Annotated in this window: 13 protein-coding genes; 8 read left to right on the top strand and 5 right to left on the bottom strand. The window is 54.5% G+C overall.

The window, feature by feature from the left end:
• The first annotated feature begins 57 nt into the window (after positions 1-57).
• The 4 genes from K239x_RS08055 (at position 58) to K239x_RS08040 (ending at position 6,431) form a co-directional block, all read left to right on the top strand.
• A complete protein-coding gene (locus K239x_RS08055; RefSeq protein WP_145417334.1) occupies positions 58-1,560 on the top strand; it encodes a YeiH family protein in 1,503 nt (500 codons plus the stop codon).
• Positions 1,561-1,566: 6 nt separating this feature from the next.
• Positions 1,567-1,815: a hypothetical protein gene (locus K239x_RS08050; RefSeq protein WP_145417333.1), complete on the top strand. Its 249-nt coding sequence runs from the start codon at positions 1,567-1,569 to the stop codon at positions 1,813-1,815.
• 379 nt (positions 1,816-2,194) lie between these two features.
• Positions 2,195-5,128, top strand: coding sequence for an AsmA-like C-terminal region-containing protein (locus K239x_RS08045; protein WP_145417332.1), 2,934 nt, complete (start codon positions 2,195-2,197; stop codon positions 5,126-5,128).
• Positions 5,129-5,300: 172 nt separating this feature from the next.
• Positions 5,301-6,431, top strand: coding sequence for a polysaccharide biosynthesis/export family protein (locus tag K239x_RS08040; protein WP_145417331.1), 1,131 nt, complete (start codon positions 5,301-5,303; stop codon positions 6,429-6,431).
• A 3-nt stretch (positions 6,432-6,434) separates the two neighbouring features.
• On the opposite strand, the gene rsfS is transcribed toward K239x_RS08040, so the two are convergent.
• Positions 6,435-6,935, bottom strand: coding sequence for a ribosome silencing factor (gene rsfS / locus K239x_RS08035; RefSeq protein WP_419189812.1), 501 nt, complete (start codon positions 6,933-6,935; stop codon positions 6,435-6,437).
• A 614-nt stretch (positions 6,936-7,549) separates the two neighbouring features.
• Here rsfS and K239x_RS08030 point away from each other — a divergent pair.
• A complete protein-coding gene (locus K239x_RS08030; RefSeq protein ID WP_419189811.1) occupies positions 7,550-8,119 on the top strand; it encodes a DnaJ domain-containing protein in 570 nt (189 codons plus the stop codon).
• A 56-nt stretch (positions 8,120-8,175) separates the two neighbouring features.
• Here the strand turns inward: K239x_RS08030 and K239x_RS08025 are convergent, their stop codons facing one another.
• The 4 genes from K239x_RS08025 to nrfH all read right to left on the bottom strand — a co-directional run bounded on the left by K239x_RS08025 (position 8,176) and on the right by nrfH (position 11,725).
• Positions 8,176-8,826: an SGNH/GDSL hydrolase family protein gene (locus tag K239x_RS08025; protein ID WP_145417329.1), complete on the bottom strand. Its 651-nt coding sequence runs from the start codon at positions 8,824-8,826 to the stop codon at positions 8,176-8,178.
• Positions 8,827-8,867: 41 nt separating this feature from the next.
• Positions 8,868-9,263 (bottom strand): globin domain-containing protein, encoded by a 396-nt coding sequence (locus K239x_RS08020; RefSeq protein ID WP_145417328.1) that lies wholly within the window; start codon positions 9,261-9,263, stop codon positions 8,868-8,870.
• A gap of 369 nt (positions 9,264-9,632) precedes the next feature.
• Positions 9,633-11,162, bottom strand: coding sequence for an ammonia-forming cytochrome c nitrite reductase subunit c552 (locus K239x_RS08015; protein WP_145417327.1), 1,530 nt, complete (start codon positions 11,160-11,162; stop codon positions 9,633-9,635).
• Between the two features lie 23 nt (positions 11,163-11,185).
• Positions 11,186-11,725, bottom strand: coding sequence for a cytochrome c nitrite reductase small subunit (nrfH, locus tag K239x_RS08010; RefSeq protein ID WP_145417326.1), 540 nt, complete (start codon positions 11,723-11,725; stop codon positions 11,186-11,188).
• Positions 11,726-11,925: 200 nt separating this feature from the next.
• On the opposite strand from nrfH, the gene K239x_RS08005 reads away from it, so the two are divergent.
• From K239x_RS08005 to K239x_RS07995, 3 genes are all read left to right on the top strand, one after another.
• Positions 11,926-12,504: a Crp/Fnr family transcriptional regulator gene (locus K239x_RS08005; RefSeq protein ID WP_419189810.1), complete on the top strand. Its 579-nt coding sequence runs from the start codon at positions 11,926-11,928 to the stop codon at positions 12,502-12,504.
• 285 nt (positions 12,505-12,789) lie between these two features.
• Positions 12,790-14,976, top strand: coding sequence for an Hsp70 family protein (locus K239x_RS08000; protein WP_145417324.1), 2,187 nt, complete (start codon positions 12,790-12,792; stop codon positions 14,974-14,976).
• 12 nt (positions 14,977-14,988) lie between these two features.
• Positions 14,989-16,386, top strand: a complete 1,398-nt coding sequence (locus K239x_RS07995) for a vWA domain-containing protein (protein WP_145417323.1) — start codon at positions 14,989-14,991, stop codon at positions 16,384-16,386.
• Positions 16,387-16,404: the final 18 nt, after the last annotated feature.

Genomic DNA, 16,404 nt, shown 5'->3' with positions numbered 1-16,404 from the left:
CTAGGCATCACGCTGCCTGGACGCAAGAAATATCGTTGGAAGCCTCGATGAGACACTATGAGCAATCATTCGGAAAACACGCCCGCCGGCGATCCATTGAACCCCAGTTCGTCACACCGAGAGTCGTCGAGCGTTCTGCCACCGGATGATCCAAGCGTCTCCGCAAATCATTCGGCAACTCCCAAGCGGATGTCGGACGATTGGCTGGCCATTCTTTGCGCAGCGACTTTGCTGGCGGTATCATTTGCCGGCGTTCTGATCGCTTCGGGTCGCACGACAAATGATCAAGGCGAGTCTGTCCTTTCCGCGGAGAACCCTTTCGCAGACTGGATCGCCAAACCAGGCAAATGGACAGAAAGTCCCGTTGCGGCGTTTGTGTCATCGACTGCCGACGGCGAAACCAGCTGGTCGGGCTTGATGGGCGTCGTCGGTGCGTTTGTCGTGCTAAGCCTGCTGCTTTCGCTGGCCATACGATTTCGCGATGGCAGTGACAGTGGGCTGCGATTCTTCAAAGGCTTTATCGGAGTCTTCCTGCTAGCCACGTTCTCCTACACACTTGCCGGACAGAGTGTCGTAAAAGCGTACAACCTGGAGTATGCACTTTGGGCGTTGATGGTTGGCTTGATCATTTCCAACACCGTCGGAACACCCGGATGGATGCGTCCGGCGGTACTGACAGAATTTTTTATCAAAACCGGCTTGGTCCTTTTGGGCGCCGAAGTCCTCATGTCTCGCTTGCTGGCACTGGGGATTCCAGGCATCGCGGTGGCTTGGATCGTGACGCCGATTGTCTTGATCAGCACCTATATCTTCGGCCAAAAAATCCTGAAAATGGAATCGCGTTCGCTGAACATGGTCATCTCGGCAGACATGTCTGTTTGCGGTGTTTCCGCGGCGATCGCAGCCGCGGCTGCCTGCAAGGCAAAGAAGGAAGAATTGTCGTTGGCCATCGGCATGTCGCTGTCTTTCACCGTCATCATGATGGTACTGATGCCGATCGCGATCAAAGCGATTGGCTTGAGCGACGTCGTCGGCGGTGCGTGGCTGGGCGGCACCATTGACGCGACCGGAGCCGTCGCTGCGGCGGGTGCCACCTTGGGTGACCGAGCTTTGGAAGTCGCCGCGACGGTCAAGATGATTCAAAATATCTTGATTGGCGTTTCGGCGTTCGGCATTGCCACGTACTGGGTCACTTTTGTCGAAAGAGATTCCACCAGCAAACGAGTCGGCGTCTCGGAAATTTGGAAACGCTTCCCCAGGTTTGTTGTTGGCTTCATCGTCGCGTCAATCTTCTTTTCGATGATCCACGGTTTCATGACCGAAGGACCCGAGCTGGTCAACAGCGTGATCAAAGGGTCAACCAAGACGTTGCGTGGCTGGTTCTTTTGCCTTGCATTTGTCAGCATCGGATTGGAAACCAAATTCAGCGAACTCGCGCCGTACCTGAAAGGCGGCAAGCCGCTGATTCTGTACTTGTGCGGCCAAACATTGAACCTGATCCTGACCCTGGTGATGGCCTATCTGATGTTCGGCATCGTTTTTCGTGACTTCGTACAGTAGACGCCCATGCCCTCCGATCAAACACCAACTACGCTGCGGCCGCGGACACGTCGGTTTTTCCGCTGGCTGGCGTTAACCGGTAGCCTTGGAATCGTCGTATCGATCTGGTGTAGCGTGCTGCCCCGGATCGCTGCAACGCCGCGGATGCGACGCCAACTCGTTTTCTTGGACGAAAGAGGTATCGACCCCAGCGCGATGTTCTACACGGAACTGGACGTGATGGAGTCGATTCTTGACCGTTTGGAGAATCGTTAAACAGCTGTTCGACTGCCTGGGAAACGGATCATCGTTTGGGCGAAGCTGCTAACAGTTTTTCGCGGCAAACCGAGGCCCGAAAACGTTGGGATTCAAGAAGCATTGCTGAACACAATTAGCGTCTTGAAAGCAACACGCTGCCCCTTGCCCGGCTAAGGTGAGGCTGTTCGACTTGGCTCGCACATAACATGTTGTCGTCACAATCGTTGCAGAATGATTGTTTCGCCCGCCAAAGCGGCTCGGCGACGCGAGTTGCCCAATCCAACGGGACGAACTTAAAGGAGGACCAGTTAGCTGAAGCTCTGTCCTTGCGTGCAACCATCACGCGAACGCCAGCAGCATTCGACCGAAGAACTCGACCGATGATTTCGACTACATCATGCGATCACCGTTTCTAACCCAAGTCATTCGACTGTTCATCCTGATCGGCGCGACCACATTCGTGTCGTCCAGTTCGGCGAGTGCTCAGGAGAAGACGAGTTACTGGAATCTAAGCTGGTCCTGGAAAGACGTCGACGTGGAGCAACTGTCCAGCCGACTTTCATCTGTTGGGCTGGACATTCCTGTTTCCGCCCAGGGCAACGCGTCCGTGGACGTCCAAGTAGGGATCCCGCTCAATGCACTGCGTTCCTCAGACAAGTACCAGCTAACGGGAACGATTTCGTCAAAACGATTGCAAGTGGACGAATTGGTCTGGAGCGATTTCGAGGCCGTCATTGATGTCCGCGAAGGAAATGCTTCGCTCCAAAAGATGCGCGGATCACTTGGCTCAAAGAGCATGCAAGGAAGTGGTCGAGTGACGGGTTCCGCCAATTTGCAGTTTGCCCCGATGGGAGACGTTTCAGCAAAACTAGTGATGGAATCGGTAAAAATCAGCCCGCTTCATCAAGTCTATAAATCGGCCATCGGCGATGATTCCGTCTCCACCCTAAGTGGCACGGTAGACGGCAAGATTCAGTTTTCGGCGCCGTACGAATCAATCGGCGATGTGCATCGATGGACGCTCGATGCAGACGTCAGTGTTGATCAGTTTCGCAGCGGCCAATTTCCAGCGGTCAATTTGGCGACGGGCTCGGCTACCATCCGCAACGGCACCCTGGAAGCCAAGAATATGCGAGCGACGGTTGCGGGTGACCAGCCGAGCACGCTGATGGCGGCCGCGCGTGCTGAACTGAGCGGCGAACGTCGCTTTCAGTTGGGTGTGATGGGGGACAATGTACCGCTGACCAAAATTGCGGGCCTCTTCTCCAGCTCCAAAATCCCCTGGGTCACTGGTCAACTTGATGTCGATCTCACGGCCAAAGGACGGCTGGGCGATGGAAAGAACAACTGGGCCGACACGAGCGAATTGAACTGGGAAGTGAACGGAAAGATCGCTTCGCCGGAGATGACCGCCTCAGGAGTTAACCTAGGGCTCATCGAACATCAAATTACTTTTGACAAACACCAGTTCGTGCTGACGCCATTGCTGGAAGTCGGCGACAATGACAAGCTGCTGATCAAGCGAATTGCGGCGAAATACCAGGTTCAGCCCACATCGATTGCTCTGGAACAGCTTGCTGCCGAAGTGTTCGACGGAACGCTTGCCGGCAATGCCGTTTTGTCGACCGACGGAGCTTCACCGCATCACGTCGACCTGAAATGGAACGACCTTGCACTGCAGTTTGACGCAGGCGTTTTTGCTCCGGTCTCGGTAGCTTTCCAAGCATTCGCATCCGGAGCAATCGACTGGACGGTGCCTGCTGCGGGGATCGCAAAAGTCGACCAGCATCGTGGCAAAATTTCGGTCGATTTGGAGCAGATCACCGTTGCAGATGCCAGTGTCGGCGATCTATCGGTCATCGCTGAATCCACGCCGAACTCCATTGTCTTGGAGTCGCAGGGAAAACTGTTCGGGGGCGATTGGTCGATCAAAACAAAAACCGACGTCACCCCCGACTTGACCTTTCAGGATCTCTGGCAGGCCATTACGACGGGGCAAGTGTCTATCGCATCGATGCAGGCCGAGCGAATTATTGCAGTGTTGCCGCCAGCGCTGCGACCCAAACTATTGAATCGACGATGGCGTGGAAAGTTGAATGCGAACGTCGATTTTAAAATGGCCAACGGCAAAGCAGATTCAACAATCAAAGCCGTCGCCAGCAACGTATCACTCGATGGTACGGAACTGACGCGGCGAATGAAGCTGAACGCACGAATCGTGGACAACCGATTGGTCATCGACCAAGCAATCGGCTTGATCGCCGACGGTCGTCTTGAAGCGAGTGGCTTGCTCGTTTTGGAGCCAGGTTCCGCTCAAATCAGAAGCGCCCAGCTAAACGTTCGAGTCGCCAGCGTCGATGCACCGACAATCTTGAATCTCGTCGCGCCGAACGTAGCGGAACAAATCGACGGCCGAGTTTCCGCGCGACTCGTCGTTTCTGGCGGAGACCGAGACCGCCTGGCGATTCGCGGCGCGGTCACATTGAGCGACGCGACCACCTTCGGCATTCGAATCGACGAAGCACACAGTGGCATTTCCGGATACTTAACAACTCGATTGGACCGCTGGGGTTTCAACATCCCATCGATTGCCGGCTCAACGGGCAATGGACGAATCGCAGGATCGCTGAGCTTGAAATCCGCCAACCGTCCGTCAAAAGTCGACATGCGAAGTAAATGGGATTTAAGAAACGTTGATTTCGCCAAAACCTTAGCCAATGCCGAATCATCCTCCGGCATTTTGGGAGAAGGGCGTTTGAGTGGAAAGCTGGTCCTAAACGCCAATCACGTCTCTGGACCGCAGGACTTGTTCGGCAACTTTGATTTCAAACTCAATGGAAGTAGTGGCCGATCGATTCCGGGACTGGACGACGCTCAGAATTTCTTGGGTCCCATCGGTCTGGCTGGCGTGCGATTCGATGAGGGACGCGCACGCGGCGTAATCGGTGCCGGACGGGCAACGTTGCAAGAGTTTTGGCTGCGAAGCCCGCAGTTGATGGTGTGGGCAGAAGGCCCGATTGTGCTCGCAAATCAGCGGCTTGATTTACAAGCAGTCATTTCGACTGGCAATTTCGACACCAGCACGACGTTGATTTCCGCCTTGGGGATGGTCGCGGTCGACTACGCAACACCCATCGGAATTCTGCTGGAAATCAATCAGCTGCTTAGCGACCGAACGATCTTCGTCGATGTCGTCGGCCCGGCAAGCGATCCCAGACTTCGCCTCAAGCCGCTGGAAACGATCCGCGAAGAAACCGCTCAATTCTTTTTGCAGCAATTGCTGCCCGTTCCGTGCCAGTTTGCGCAGCAACAAAATCCCCTGTCGCGGTAAAACGTCGTGCTTGAACGTCCTTGATGCAAGCAACTGTTAAGCCTTGCGTTTTACAGCGTCATTGGGTGTTGCGAAGGCCTTTCGGTGATTTCGCTTCTTACCGGTCATACGAGTTGAAGTCGGTCGATACTTAGAACAACGACCGCTCCTTCAGACCAACTCCAAAGCCAACATGTTTCGCACGCTCCTTCTCATCGTCTGTACCATCGGCGCATGTGGGTGCAGCACTCTTGGGATCACGCTCTATCCCACCGGCCACTTTTTGACGGAACAGTCCGAACAAGTTTTGGAGCGATCGCCGCGCGAAGCCAACCTCCCCAAAGAACTCAGCAAGGGAGTGCTCCCCGTCCATTATTTGGAGCCCGGCGATGTTCTATTGATTGAACCAATCGACTTCGAGAGCAACATTCGCATCCCCGCTGATCAGCATGTTTTGGCTGACGGAAGCGTCGACTTGGGCGGTTTCGGCCGTGCCGTCATCGCCGGCCTGACTCTGGAAGCGGCCGAGCAACTGATCGAACAAACCATCGTGCATAGCGGTGCAAAAGAAACCCAAATCAATATTCGATTGCTCGAAGGCGTGCATCGTTTCTACGTGCTTGGCGAAGTCAATTCTCCGGGCGCCTATCCTTTGGCAGGAAACGAAACCGTACTCGATGCGATCTTGACCGCCGGCGGACTAACAGGCGACGCTTCTCCTTGCAAACTACTGCTCGCACGCCCCACACTTGAGCGATCATGCCGAATCACATTGCCAATTTGTTACCGCGAGATTACACAATTGGGGGATAGTTCGACGAACTACCAACTCCAACCTGGGGATCGCATTTTTGTGGCTTCAAGGACATTCTGCGAAGAACTCAAGTGCTGCCTGGCAAATGAGACCTGCGAGCGCTGTTGCAAGTGCCAATCGCCGTGCCGTGATCCATCACTGGTCCAAAACGGCAATCCGTATCAGCGGGTCGCACCGGAACGCGCTGCAGCAACGTGGAACCCCCGCAATAACGACACAGCCAGCGGCGGCAAGTCCGGCACAAAGAACGGTGAAGCAAACAGCACTGCGAAAGAACTCGCCAATCCGCTCTCCGATGCAACGCCAACCGTCGACAGCGCACTGGGCCAAGATGCTCCCCCGATTCGGCGCATGCCCATGCCCTTCAGCGACGCTGAACAGAGCTTGAATTTGACCAACCCCGAAATGCTTGATTCCGACGTCCCTGCCGTCAGCAATGCACTGGACGGTCAACTGCTACCGTCAATCCATCCGCCATCGATTCCCGACAACTTCGATCCGCAGCAATAAAGACTATTCCTCGGTGATCCCAAGATCTGCTAGAGGAATTGGCGTGCCATCGGCCCAAAGTGACTCCAAATCGTAGTATTCGCGAGTCTCTTCGTCGAACAAGTGAATCACCACGCTGCCGTAATCCAGCACGATCCAGCGGCTTTCTGCGTAGCCCTCGATCCCCATTCGGCAATCGCCAAGCTCTTTCTCCAACTTGTCGTCGATGAGTTCGCTGATCGCGTGAAGCTGTCTACGGCTGGTTCCCGTGACCAGCACAAAGAGATCGAACTCAGCAGACTGGGCGCACACATCGATCACCATGACGTCGAAACCATTGTTTTCGATGGCAACGCGTACGGCAGCTGCGGCGAGCTTGCGACTCTCCTCCGTGCCATGGGGGCGAATGGATCGGGACGGCGCAATCATCGGGTTTGATTCAGCAGCCGAAGGGGTCGAATCAGCTGCAGGAGCGTTTTGCGTGTCCGGCTGGGTGGCCGGATCAGTTTGAGATGGATCAGTCATGCGAAAGAGTCTAGTGAATTTGCTGGTTCTGTCACGCACCGAATTCAATGCGGACGGCGAATGGTCGAATATTGTCGCTCCAAACGCGGATTCGGGACGGATCTAGCCGGCGACAGCCAAGAGAACGCTGCATGCCGGACAGCGAAATCAGGATCTGCCCTCGCTGGTCCGTTTAGGCCACCGTTTCATCTGCCACCGATTCTGCGTCTGAGCGAGACGTTTTTTCGCCAGGGAAAGCTGAACAGCCAAGACCCGCCATCGGGCAGGTCGGTTCCGACGTATCGCTCTCCCCTCTCACGATTCACTCCCAATGCATCCAACCAACTGGCATCCGATGGCACCTAAATAGCGAGAAAACCACGGCCAAATTTCCCCGAAGAAGTCCCCGCGATCAAACCGAAAAACAGGGGTTAGCAGCCAAGCTTGTCCCAGGCTCCCGATCGCTAACTCGCCCCGTTCACCTGCACGGATCCCGATAATCGGCACAACCGGACGCAGGGACCAAACCATCGCCAAATCGAAGGACACGGTGGGCGATTCTGAACTCTTATGCGATCAAGCAACCTATCTGAATGATAGGTGTTTTATAGTCTGCTCGCATTGGGAATCGAATTGTGACAATCAGAGATTTTGTTGACTACTACGAAGTGTTGGAAATTAGTCCCAACGCAAGCGAAGCAACCATCGAACGCGTCTTTCGCTACTTAGCGAAAAAGAACCATCCCGATGCGTCGCCCAGCGCCGACGTCGGAGTTTTCACCCGAATGGTCGAAGCGTTTGAAACACTGCGAGACCCAAAAGCGCGAGCCGCTTACGACATCGAACACGAACGGCAGCAGCAGGCCAAAGGCGAGATCGTCGAAGGTGCTAACGCAGCGTCCGACGATTGCATGGTCCGGTACAAAGTCCTGACCATCCTGTATTCCCAACGGCGGCGTGACTATAAAAAGCCCGGCATCGGTATCGGGACACTTGAAGATCTAGCTCCGTGCCCTCCCGAAGTGCTTCAGTTTCACCTGTGGTACTTCCGCGAAAAAGGCTGGATGGCTCGCGAACAAAGTGGACAAATTGCGATCACGGCAGCCGGCATCGACCACGTCGAATCGATGAACCAACCTTCCGCCTCCAACCAGCTAAAGCTAGAAAACAGATCGGCACGCATGACCGCTCCGACGCCTGTTTAAACAAACGCTTTCAGCACGCCCTACAAGTGATCTAGAATCGTCGCGACGATTCTAGATCAACGCTGTGCGAGAGAAAGAACTGCCGCCACACTTACAGCAAGCGCCGTTCCAAGGATGCTGTGTTGATCTCTGTCGAGGTGAACTCCGTCGACCTCGCTGGTCGCAGTGACATCGCCCGCATCAAAAAACTGACAGTTCTCCGCAACGGCTACGTCTCGAATTGCAGTGTTCAGTCCGACGGATTTGGTTTCCGCATTCAGAAATTTCGCGGCAATCGCTGCTTTGCCAATTTGGATCGGCGGCGGAGCAATCAGCATGATTTCTGGGATTGGCATCCCTGGTTCGACGGGAGCTCTACGAATGGCGGCAACAAGCGATCCCAGTCCCCGAGCCGATTGAACGGCGTTGACGTCATGCATCGACTGGAAGTCATTGGTTCCAAGAAACAGCATGACCAGTGCAAGCGGCGAGTTGACTTCGATCCTCTGTTCCAAGCCGACGAGTCCATTTCGCCCGGGTTTCGACGGATCGTCCAAAGCAGTCCTGCGCCCGTTCAGACAATCTTCGATGACACGTGCGAGATGCCCCTGCCGCAACAACTCTCGCTCCAACACTCCCGGCCAACGATCAGCAAAAGCGAGGCGGTTTCGAGTATTGGGGATGACGCCCCAACTGAGCGAGTCACCGTAGACCAGGATTTGATGCATGAATCAGAGTTTTTAAAAGGCATCGACCATCGCGATTGTGCTTACGAATCGTACGATTCGAGCATGATTTTGACCGCGTTCATCATGGCGGCGTACCACTCGCGCTCCAATTCTTTGCTCCAGTCATCGCCGTGAAAGTCATCAAGGGTCCGCAGCATCGATTCGGCCCAGTCGGTGAAATCGTCTGCGGAGATCCCGCGATCGCGATGGTCTGTTCCCAACAGTCGCAAATAAGGCGACAAACCATCGCCTGCTTTGCTATGCATTGTTTCGACCAAAACGATCGCCGACGTCAACATCGCGGACTGGCGATCCATGTCTACGCCGTCGAAATACTGTTTCAAGTGCGGACACTCCACAAAGAAACGATCGTAGAATTTCCCGCCCAGCAAGTGCTCCGACTCGAGAATTTTACCGACACTTTCGGTGATGTTCATTCCGTCCTCATTCGTTCTGGATGCGTGCGCGGCGGTCGCTCAAACTTAACGCCACTCGCTTCGCAAAGTTCCCTGATGCGTCAGCCACTTGTCATTGGCTGCGATTCACTCGTCACAGCCTGCGTTGGCGATGAGCTGGATCACGCCGAAATCGGCTCTTCAGCATCGATCCCAGTCACAAAATCCTCCGTCACCACTGACCACCAACAATGACGGATCTGCTGGCCTCTGAAAAGGCCGAAGAAAAAGGCACTCGATCTGTGCCGAGGCGAATGCCAACCGCCTCTCACGACATCGTCGAATCGAACGAGACCACTTCCTGCAAAGAAGCGGATTGACACACATTTTTGCGTTGAGTCGAAAACGCGTCTACTTCGACAACTTCGTCGCAGCTGCCTGGGCTTGGCGGCTGTAGTCGATGGATTCGGCCAAAATGCGAGCAGCCTCTTGATCGGCGTGGAAACCTTTGGAGTTTTCGCTGCTGATGTAATCCAATCGCCACATCGCTTTGCGTTGAAGGTCTCGGATCGGCTTCAAATCCTCTTCGCTCGCTTCGGCTTCTTGCGCCGCCAAGATTGCGTCCAACATATCAGTCATTGCGACCGCCGCCCGATCCATCAGAGCACGTGTGCGACCTTGGATGGTTTCAACACGGGCTTTCAACTCATCCTCCGGCACTTTGTGGCACGTCTGGCAAGCTCGATTGACGTTCAACATCGGGCTTCGCACCCAGTGGCTGCTAACCTTTGTCGCTCCCTGTTTTTCGTAGGGCATGTGACAATCACTGCAACTGACACCCGCGCGAGCGTGGATGCCTTGGCTCCAGAGTTCAAACTCAGGGTGCTGGGCCTTGTAGACCTTGGTGCCAGTTTCTTTGTGGACGTAGTCATAAAACTTACCGCCCTCTTTTCCATCTTTGTCTTTCGGAAAGGTCGTTTCGTCCCACTCCTTTTCCAAATCTTCGACCTTCAATCCATTTGACCACGGGAACGTCAACGTCATCTTGTTGGCACAGTAGTACTCAACGTGACACTGACCACAAACGAACGACCGCAACTCTTGTCGCGTCGCGTCTTTATTCGGGTCATACGCTTCGGTGGAACCGGAATCACGCCAAAGCTGAATACTTGGCAAATGCGGCACCGGGTCGTCGCTCTCGGCAAGCTTGGCGATCCCTTGGATAAAACCAGGTCGCGTCACGCGAATCGACATAGTGTCGGGGTCGTGGCAATCAATGCACGACACCGGATGAGCGTCTCCCAAATGGGGATCGCCAGCCTCGGCTTTGACCACGCCATCAGGTGTCTTTGTCAATTCCGCCAACACTTCTTCGTAAGGCAATTGGCTAACCGCCTTGAATCCGGCCATGACGGCTTCTTGGTGAAAACTCTCGCCTAGCGTTTCTTCGGTTGCTTCCAAGCCCATTTTTTCAAAACCGATACGCCGGTACGTCGGCGCGATCGACGCATGGCAATGCAAACAGGCGCCTGCTTGCTGGACATCGGTGACTCGTTTAGTGACCTCTTGATCGCCCAACATAAACGCGTGCCCGCGTGCTTCACGGTAGTCGATGCTAAATGCATAACCGGCGAACAAGCGCTTCAGCCAAGGATCTTTTTCCAGCTTGCTGGGCGGTAACGCATGGTTGCCACCGTATTCAGTTCGCTCAGTATCGGCAGTGCGCAAGTAGCTTTCGTATTGCAGCGGAAAATTAACGCCCCAAGGCTCGGGGTCCGTGCTGATCTCGTTGACTTCGACTAGTCGCGTGAACGGCGTGCGTGCTTCCTGTTTTCGCTCGAAGATATTCATCAACAGCGCAACGACGCCAAATGTCGCCAACGCCACCAACCCAGTTAGCAACAGCAACCAACCGAAACCTTGTTTTTGCGAACTAGCCATTGAACAACAAAAGGGGAGAAGAGTTATCGAAATGCGTGACCGACATCGGAGTGACAATGCACACAAGATTGCATGCCTTCGTCGTCCGTCGCCGGGAGAAGTGAGTGAACAAAATCGTTGTGGCAACTAACACAAGTACTTTGAGTGACTCGTTTGTTGCGCGGTTTGATCTGAATCGGGTCGCGATAGTTTTGCAGCGTGAACGCTAGCGAATGGAAAAATCCGTTATCCGCTTTAGTAACCCATTTTCCGACAAAGTCATGCGGAAGATGGCAGTCATTGCAGACGGCGACATGGTGGTGGCTACTTTGCTGCCACGAATCCATATGGTCTTGCATGACATGGCAATTGACGCACGTCTCGGGGTTATTGCTCAGATAGCTGGCACCCTTGCCGTAGCCAAACGTAAATGTGCCCAAACCCGCCAAAACCCCCAACAACAAAGCCAACAGAAGAGGCAGCTTGCCGATCCGCAGTTTTCGCGGCGGCCGAGCGTCGGTGTTTGATTGGGGCGCAGCGTTACCTTCTTCCGATTCAGCGGTTTCCGGCTTATCCTGCGACATACATGCTTCCTGCGACGAGTAGACTTCCGCGGCAGTGTAGTGATTTCCTTGCGGTCTGCCTTGATCTAAATCAACCGCCGCGTATTTTCCTGAGAATACTTTCGATGCAATCTCGCAGCCCTGGCGACGTCCTTCAATCGTGCGGGCTCTTTCGTGGAATGGATGATCTCCAGCGATCCGTTCTCGAAAACATGTCCCTCATGCGTCACTTCAAAACGGGGGAGCAGTTGTTCTCGCAAGGTGATTCTTGCCCGGGGCTATTCGTGGTCGACGCAGGACTGGTACGCGTGTTTCGCATGGGGCAACAAGGTCAAAAGCATGTACTGCACCTTTGCGGTCCGGGCCAGACGTTTGCAGAGGTCGCCGCATTCGGAGACTTTCCGGTCCCGGCGAGCGCGGTCGCGGCGCAACCTTCGACGTGCCTAATGATTCCCAATGACTTGCTGCAAAAAGAGCTGGTGGCAAATCACGATCTCTGCCGGCAGCTGTTGGTAGGCATGTCTTTTTGGGTTCGTCATTTCGTGCAGTTGCTCGACGACATTGTGTTGCGCGACGCGACCAGCCGCGTCGCTCGATATCTCAACGAATTGCCGCGCGATGCCTCGGGGCGAATCGAATTGCCGGCAACCAAAAAAGACATTGCAAACCACTTGAACTTGTCCAGCGAAACATTCTCGAGAGTCCTGCGTCGTTTGAGCGATGAATCGATTCTTGATTTAACGCAGAGCGGATCCATTCGATTGACCGACGAACAAAGTCTTTCGCACTACGGGCTGTAGTCAAATTTGCGGGCCGGCGTACGGCTCTCCAGAATCCGCCCCGTGCCTCGGCGTTCGCCCTGTGCTTCCGCTATCGGCCCCGTGCTTTGGCTATCGGCCTGTGCTTCCGCTATCGGCCCCGTGCCCGCGATTGCCTGCAGTGATCTTCTCCGCAGATCCATGGCCGGTGAACCTAAACGGTCGCAATCGCCGTGTTTTGCAAGACTCGGGCAACCAGTGCAAATGTTGTTACGATAATGGTTGCCATTGGTAGTCGCTTTTCCTTCTTTTCTGCGTTCGATTGTCATGTCTAAATCCAACACCCCCGCTGCGATCGGGATCGACCTGGGCACCACCTTTTCAGCGGTGGCTTTTCTGGACAACCGAGGACGTCCGGAAACGATTCGCAGTGCCGAAGGAGACATGACGACTCCGAGCGCTGTTTTCTTTGACCGCAAGAACCCCATCGTCGGAACCGAAGCCGTCGAAGCGGGCATGATCGAACCCGAGCGACTGGCTCAATATGCCAAACGCGACGTTGGCGAAGCGGCTTATGAAAAAACAATTCGTGGCGAGACATTTCCTCCGGAAGTGATTCAAGCATTGATTCTGAAAAAGCTGAAAGCGGACGCGGAACTGAAGCTTGGCGAAATCACGAAGGCCGTCGTCACCGTGCCAGCGTTCTTCAACGAACCGTGCCGAAAGGCAACACAAGATGCCGGACGACTGGCGGGACTGGACGTGCTGGACATCATCAATGAACCGACCGCTGCCGCGATCACTTACGGAATCCAGCAAGGTTTTTTAACCGAAAGCGGGAGATCCAAAGAGTTAGAACGCGTGCTCGTCTACGACCTCGGTGGCGGTACGTTTGATGTCACGGTGATGGAGATCCAAGACGCCAAGTACAACACGCTCGCAACAGCAGGCGATGTTTATCTGGGTGGAATCGATTGGGACCGCCGCATTGTTGATTTCATCGCCGAAGCTTTCCATTCGCAACACGGTATCGATCCGCGTGACGACATGCGTGGCGAACAGGAATTGGTACGCAAAGCCAACCAAGCCAAGCACGCACTGACTCAACGAGAATCGGTGTCGATTTCGTTTGCATTCCAAGACAAAAGACTGCGGATCGAATTGACGCAAGCGGAGTTTGCCAAGCTGACCGAAGACTTGGTCGAACGAACATTGATGACGGTGCAACTGGTGCTAGATGATGCCAAGATCGGCTGGTCTGATTTGACGCGTTTGATCCTGGTCGGCGGGTCGACTCGCATGCCAATGATCCGTGACGAATTACACCGACTATCAGGAATCGAACTAGATCGTTCTTTGTCCCCCGACGAAGCGGTCAGTCACGGTGCGGCGTTGTACGCTGGCATGCTGATTGGTGCGCCCGATGGTGACCACGCCAACATCTCGGTGACCAACGTCAATTCAAACGACCTGGGCATCTTGGCGGTCGATCCCAAGACAAGCACTCCGCGTCGCCAAATCATGATCCCACGCAACTCCTCGTTGCCGGCTCAAAAACGTACTCTGTTTCGCACTCACAGCGACAATCAGATCAATGTCAAAATCGTGGTCGTCGAAGGCGGAGACGACAAAGGCGTCAACGCCACGAACATCGGAAAGTGCATCGTCGACAATTTGCCCCCCGAACTTCCCAAAGGTACGCAGGTCGACGTTCGGTTTGACTACGGACAAGACGGACGCCTGACCGTCAGTGCGACACTGCCCGCCGTCGATCGCAAAGTACAGATGACGCTGGACCGAGCAGCCGGACTATCTGACAAACAGATCGAATCTTGGAAACAGCGGATCGCCGACGGTCTAGCCGACCCGCCGGAACTGCCGCAAGATGACAGCGAGCAGCCACAGGCAAGCACAGCAAGAGCGAAGCAAGAGAAACCAACCATTGCGAAGGCGATCGTCGTTTCCAAAGCGACCAAAACCGCGCCAAAGACGGGGATCAATATCCAGCTCAAAACGGACGACACGGACGCATCCCCAGAACCGAAAGGAAAGACAACGGCAGGCAAACCCAACTCCAAGAAACCGTCTCCCAAAAGGCCGATCGTCAAGAGACCTGCCCCGAAAAACGCTGCCCAAGAATCGGCTGTGAGCGACTCGGAAGCTGGTAAACCGACCATCAAGAAACCGACTCTTCAAAAACCAGTGGTAAAGAAACCCACCATCAAACAACCCGCAGCGAAAGCAACCGAACACCAGGACTCGGTCGCAAAGGCGGTTTCCACGGACAAGAAAAAAGCGGTTGTCCCGGCCCCCAAACTGAAGGTCGATGCGCTCCCGACAACAGCAAAGATCAAAGCCAAGCCAGGCGAACCCGATTTTTCAAAATTGATGGGACTGGGTGGCGAATCGAAGCGTGCCTCCACCAAACCGGGCGTACCGGTCATCATCACGACCAACGGCAAAGACAAAACAAAAACAAAAACAGCATCGCCCAAAAAGTCATCGGACCAGTAAAGCTTGGACAGTATGCGAGACACACTCATTGTTTCTGACGGCCGCGAGTTCCATGAGATCGACGCGGATGATTTCGCATCTGCTGCCGATGCAGGTTTCTATCGGCCAGAGATGCAAGGCCGGACAATCGTCGGCGATGGCCGCTATCACTTCGAGATTCCGTCGTGCGATGTTACGAAGGCTTGCGAAAATGGTTTTGTCGATTTGCTTTGCGATCCATCTGCCCCCTCGCAAGCTTCTTCGCAATCAAGCGATCAGCCGGACGCGTCCACGTCGCAGCCCATTCCGTCTCCGCCAGATCAGCCCGGTCGGTTTACACTGCTCGCCGAACTAAATCGAGCCGAACAACTGGCGCAGCAAGACGCCATCGAACAACAAGACGATCTTGAATCGGCAAGTGGCCTGAATTACTACCGCGTTTTTGCTCGACAGTGGTTGGCAGCTAGGCGAGTGTTTCTGGAACGCCAGCTTGGTAGCCATGGAATCAGTATCGCCATTCACGTCGCCATCTTCCTGCTCCTGGCCAGCCTAGTGTTGGTGGACGATCGACAGCAAAAAAGCGTCCTGATTGCGTCGGTATCCCGAACGAGTAACGCGATCGAAGAAATCATCATCGAACCAGAATCACTGGAGATTACGGAACCGAAGGATTCTCAATCCCAAGACTCGCCGCCTGAATCCGAAGAGGTTGAAATTGCGATCACGCAGGAAGTTGCGATTGATTTCATGGGCGCAGTAAGCATCCCCAGCATCAAACCGCCAGCGGCACCATCAAAGACCAATGGCAAAGCAATGGAGGTTCCCAAGAAGACAGCCTCAGCCGTTTTCGGAACCAAGCAAGCCGCCAACGACTACATTTTCGTCATCGACAATTCCAATTCAATGAGCAGAGGTCGATTCGAAACAGCGCTGCACGAATTGATGATCGCCGTCAACGGCCTCAACAAAAAACAACGTTTCTATGTCATTTTCTACAGCGACTGTGCTTATCCGATGATGTATCCCAACTCGGTCACGCAGATGGCTTACGCGACCAATTCCAATAAGCAGCGTCTCTTCTTGTGGCTCAACACCGTCCAGCTCTGCTTGAAGACCAACGGCAAAGAGGCCATTGAAGCTGCCTTCAAAATGGATCCGGACGTGATTTATGTTCTTGGCGATGGTGCGTTTACCGACAAGGCTTCCAGGCACTTTGCTTCGCAACCGCGCGGACGAACGATTTTAAATACGCGCGGGATGCAAGTGGCTCCGAACTTGGCCAAATCCTTCGAGGCGCTCGCCAAGGCGCATGGCGGCGACTACAAAGACGTCGGTGTTCTCCCGGCAGCTGCGGCCAGAGCGAAAGCGTTTCCAATCCCTCGCAACAATAAACGCAATGGTGTTTGGGGACGAAACCTTCCGGTCCAATGAGCGACCGACTTGGTAAAC

Source organism: Stieleria marina, from assembly GCA_007741555.1.
GTDB lineage: Bacteria > Planctomycetota > Planctomycetia > Pirellulales > Pirellulaceae > K23-9.
This window is presented reverse-complemented; position numbering and strand designations above follow the sequence as displayed.

What these genes read in the sequence shown, in the direction of transcription:
- K239x_RS08055 (WP_145417334.1), top strand. Translation starts at nt 58, where the DNA reads ATGAGCAATCATTCGGAAAACACGCCCGCCGGCGATCCATTGAACCCC.
- K239x_RS08050 (WP_145417333.1), top strand. Translation starts at nt 1,567, where the DNA reads ATGCCCTCCGATCAAACACCAACTACGCTGCGGCCGCGGACACGTCGG.
- K239x_RS08045 (WP_145417332.1), top strand. Translation starts at nt 2,195, where the DNA reads ATGCGATCACCGTTTCTAACCCAAGTCATTCGACTGTTCATCCTGATC.
- K239x_RS08040 (WP_145417331.1), top strand. Translation starts at nt 5,301, where the DNA reads ATGTTTCGCACGCTCCTTCTCATCGTCTGTACCATCGGCGCATGTGGG.
- rsfS (WP_419189812.1), bottom strand. Translation starts at nt 6,935, where the DNA reads ATGACTGATCCATCTCAAACTGATCCGGCCACCCAGCCGGACACGCAA.
- K239x_RS08025 (WP_145417329.1), bottom strand. Translation starts at nt 8,826, where the DNA reads ATGCATCAAATCCTGGTCTACGGTGACTCGCTCAGTTGGGGCGTCATC.
- K239x_RS08020 (WP_145417328.1), bottom strand. Translation starts at nt 9,263, where the DNA reads ATGAACATCACCGAAAGTGTCGGTAAAATTCTCGAGTCGGAGCACTTG.
- K239x_RS08015 (WP_145417327.1), bottom strand. Translation starts at nt 11,162, where the DNA reads ATGGCTAGTTCGCAAAAACAAGGTTTCGGTTGGTTGCTGTTGCTAACT.
- nrfH (WP_145417326.1), bottom strand. Translation starts at nt 11,725, where the DNA reads ATGTCGCAGGATAAGCCGGAAACCGCTGAATCGGAAGAAGGTAACGCT.
- K239x_RS08005 (WP_419189810.1), top strand. Translation starts at nt 11,926, where the DNA reads ATGCGTCACTTCAAAACGGGGGAGCAGTTGTTCTCGCAAGGTGATTCT.
- K239x_RS08000 (WP_145417324.1), top strand. Translation starts at nt 12,790, where the DNA reads ATGTCTAAATCCAACACCCCCGCTGCGATCGGGATCGACCTGGGCACC.
- K239x_RS07995 (WP_145417323.1), top strand. Translation starts at nt 14,989, where the DNA reads ATGCGAGACACACTCATTGTTTCTGACGGCCGCGAGTTCCATGAGATC.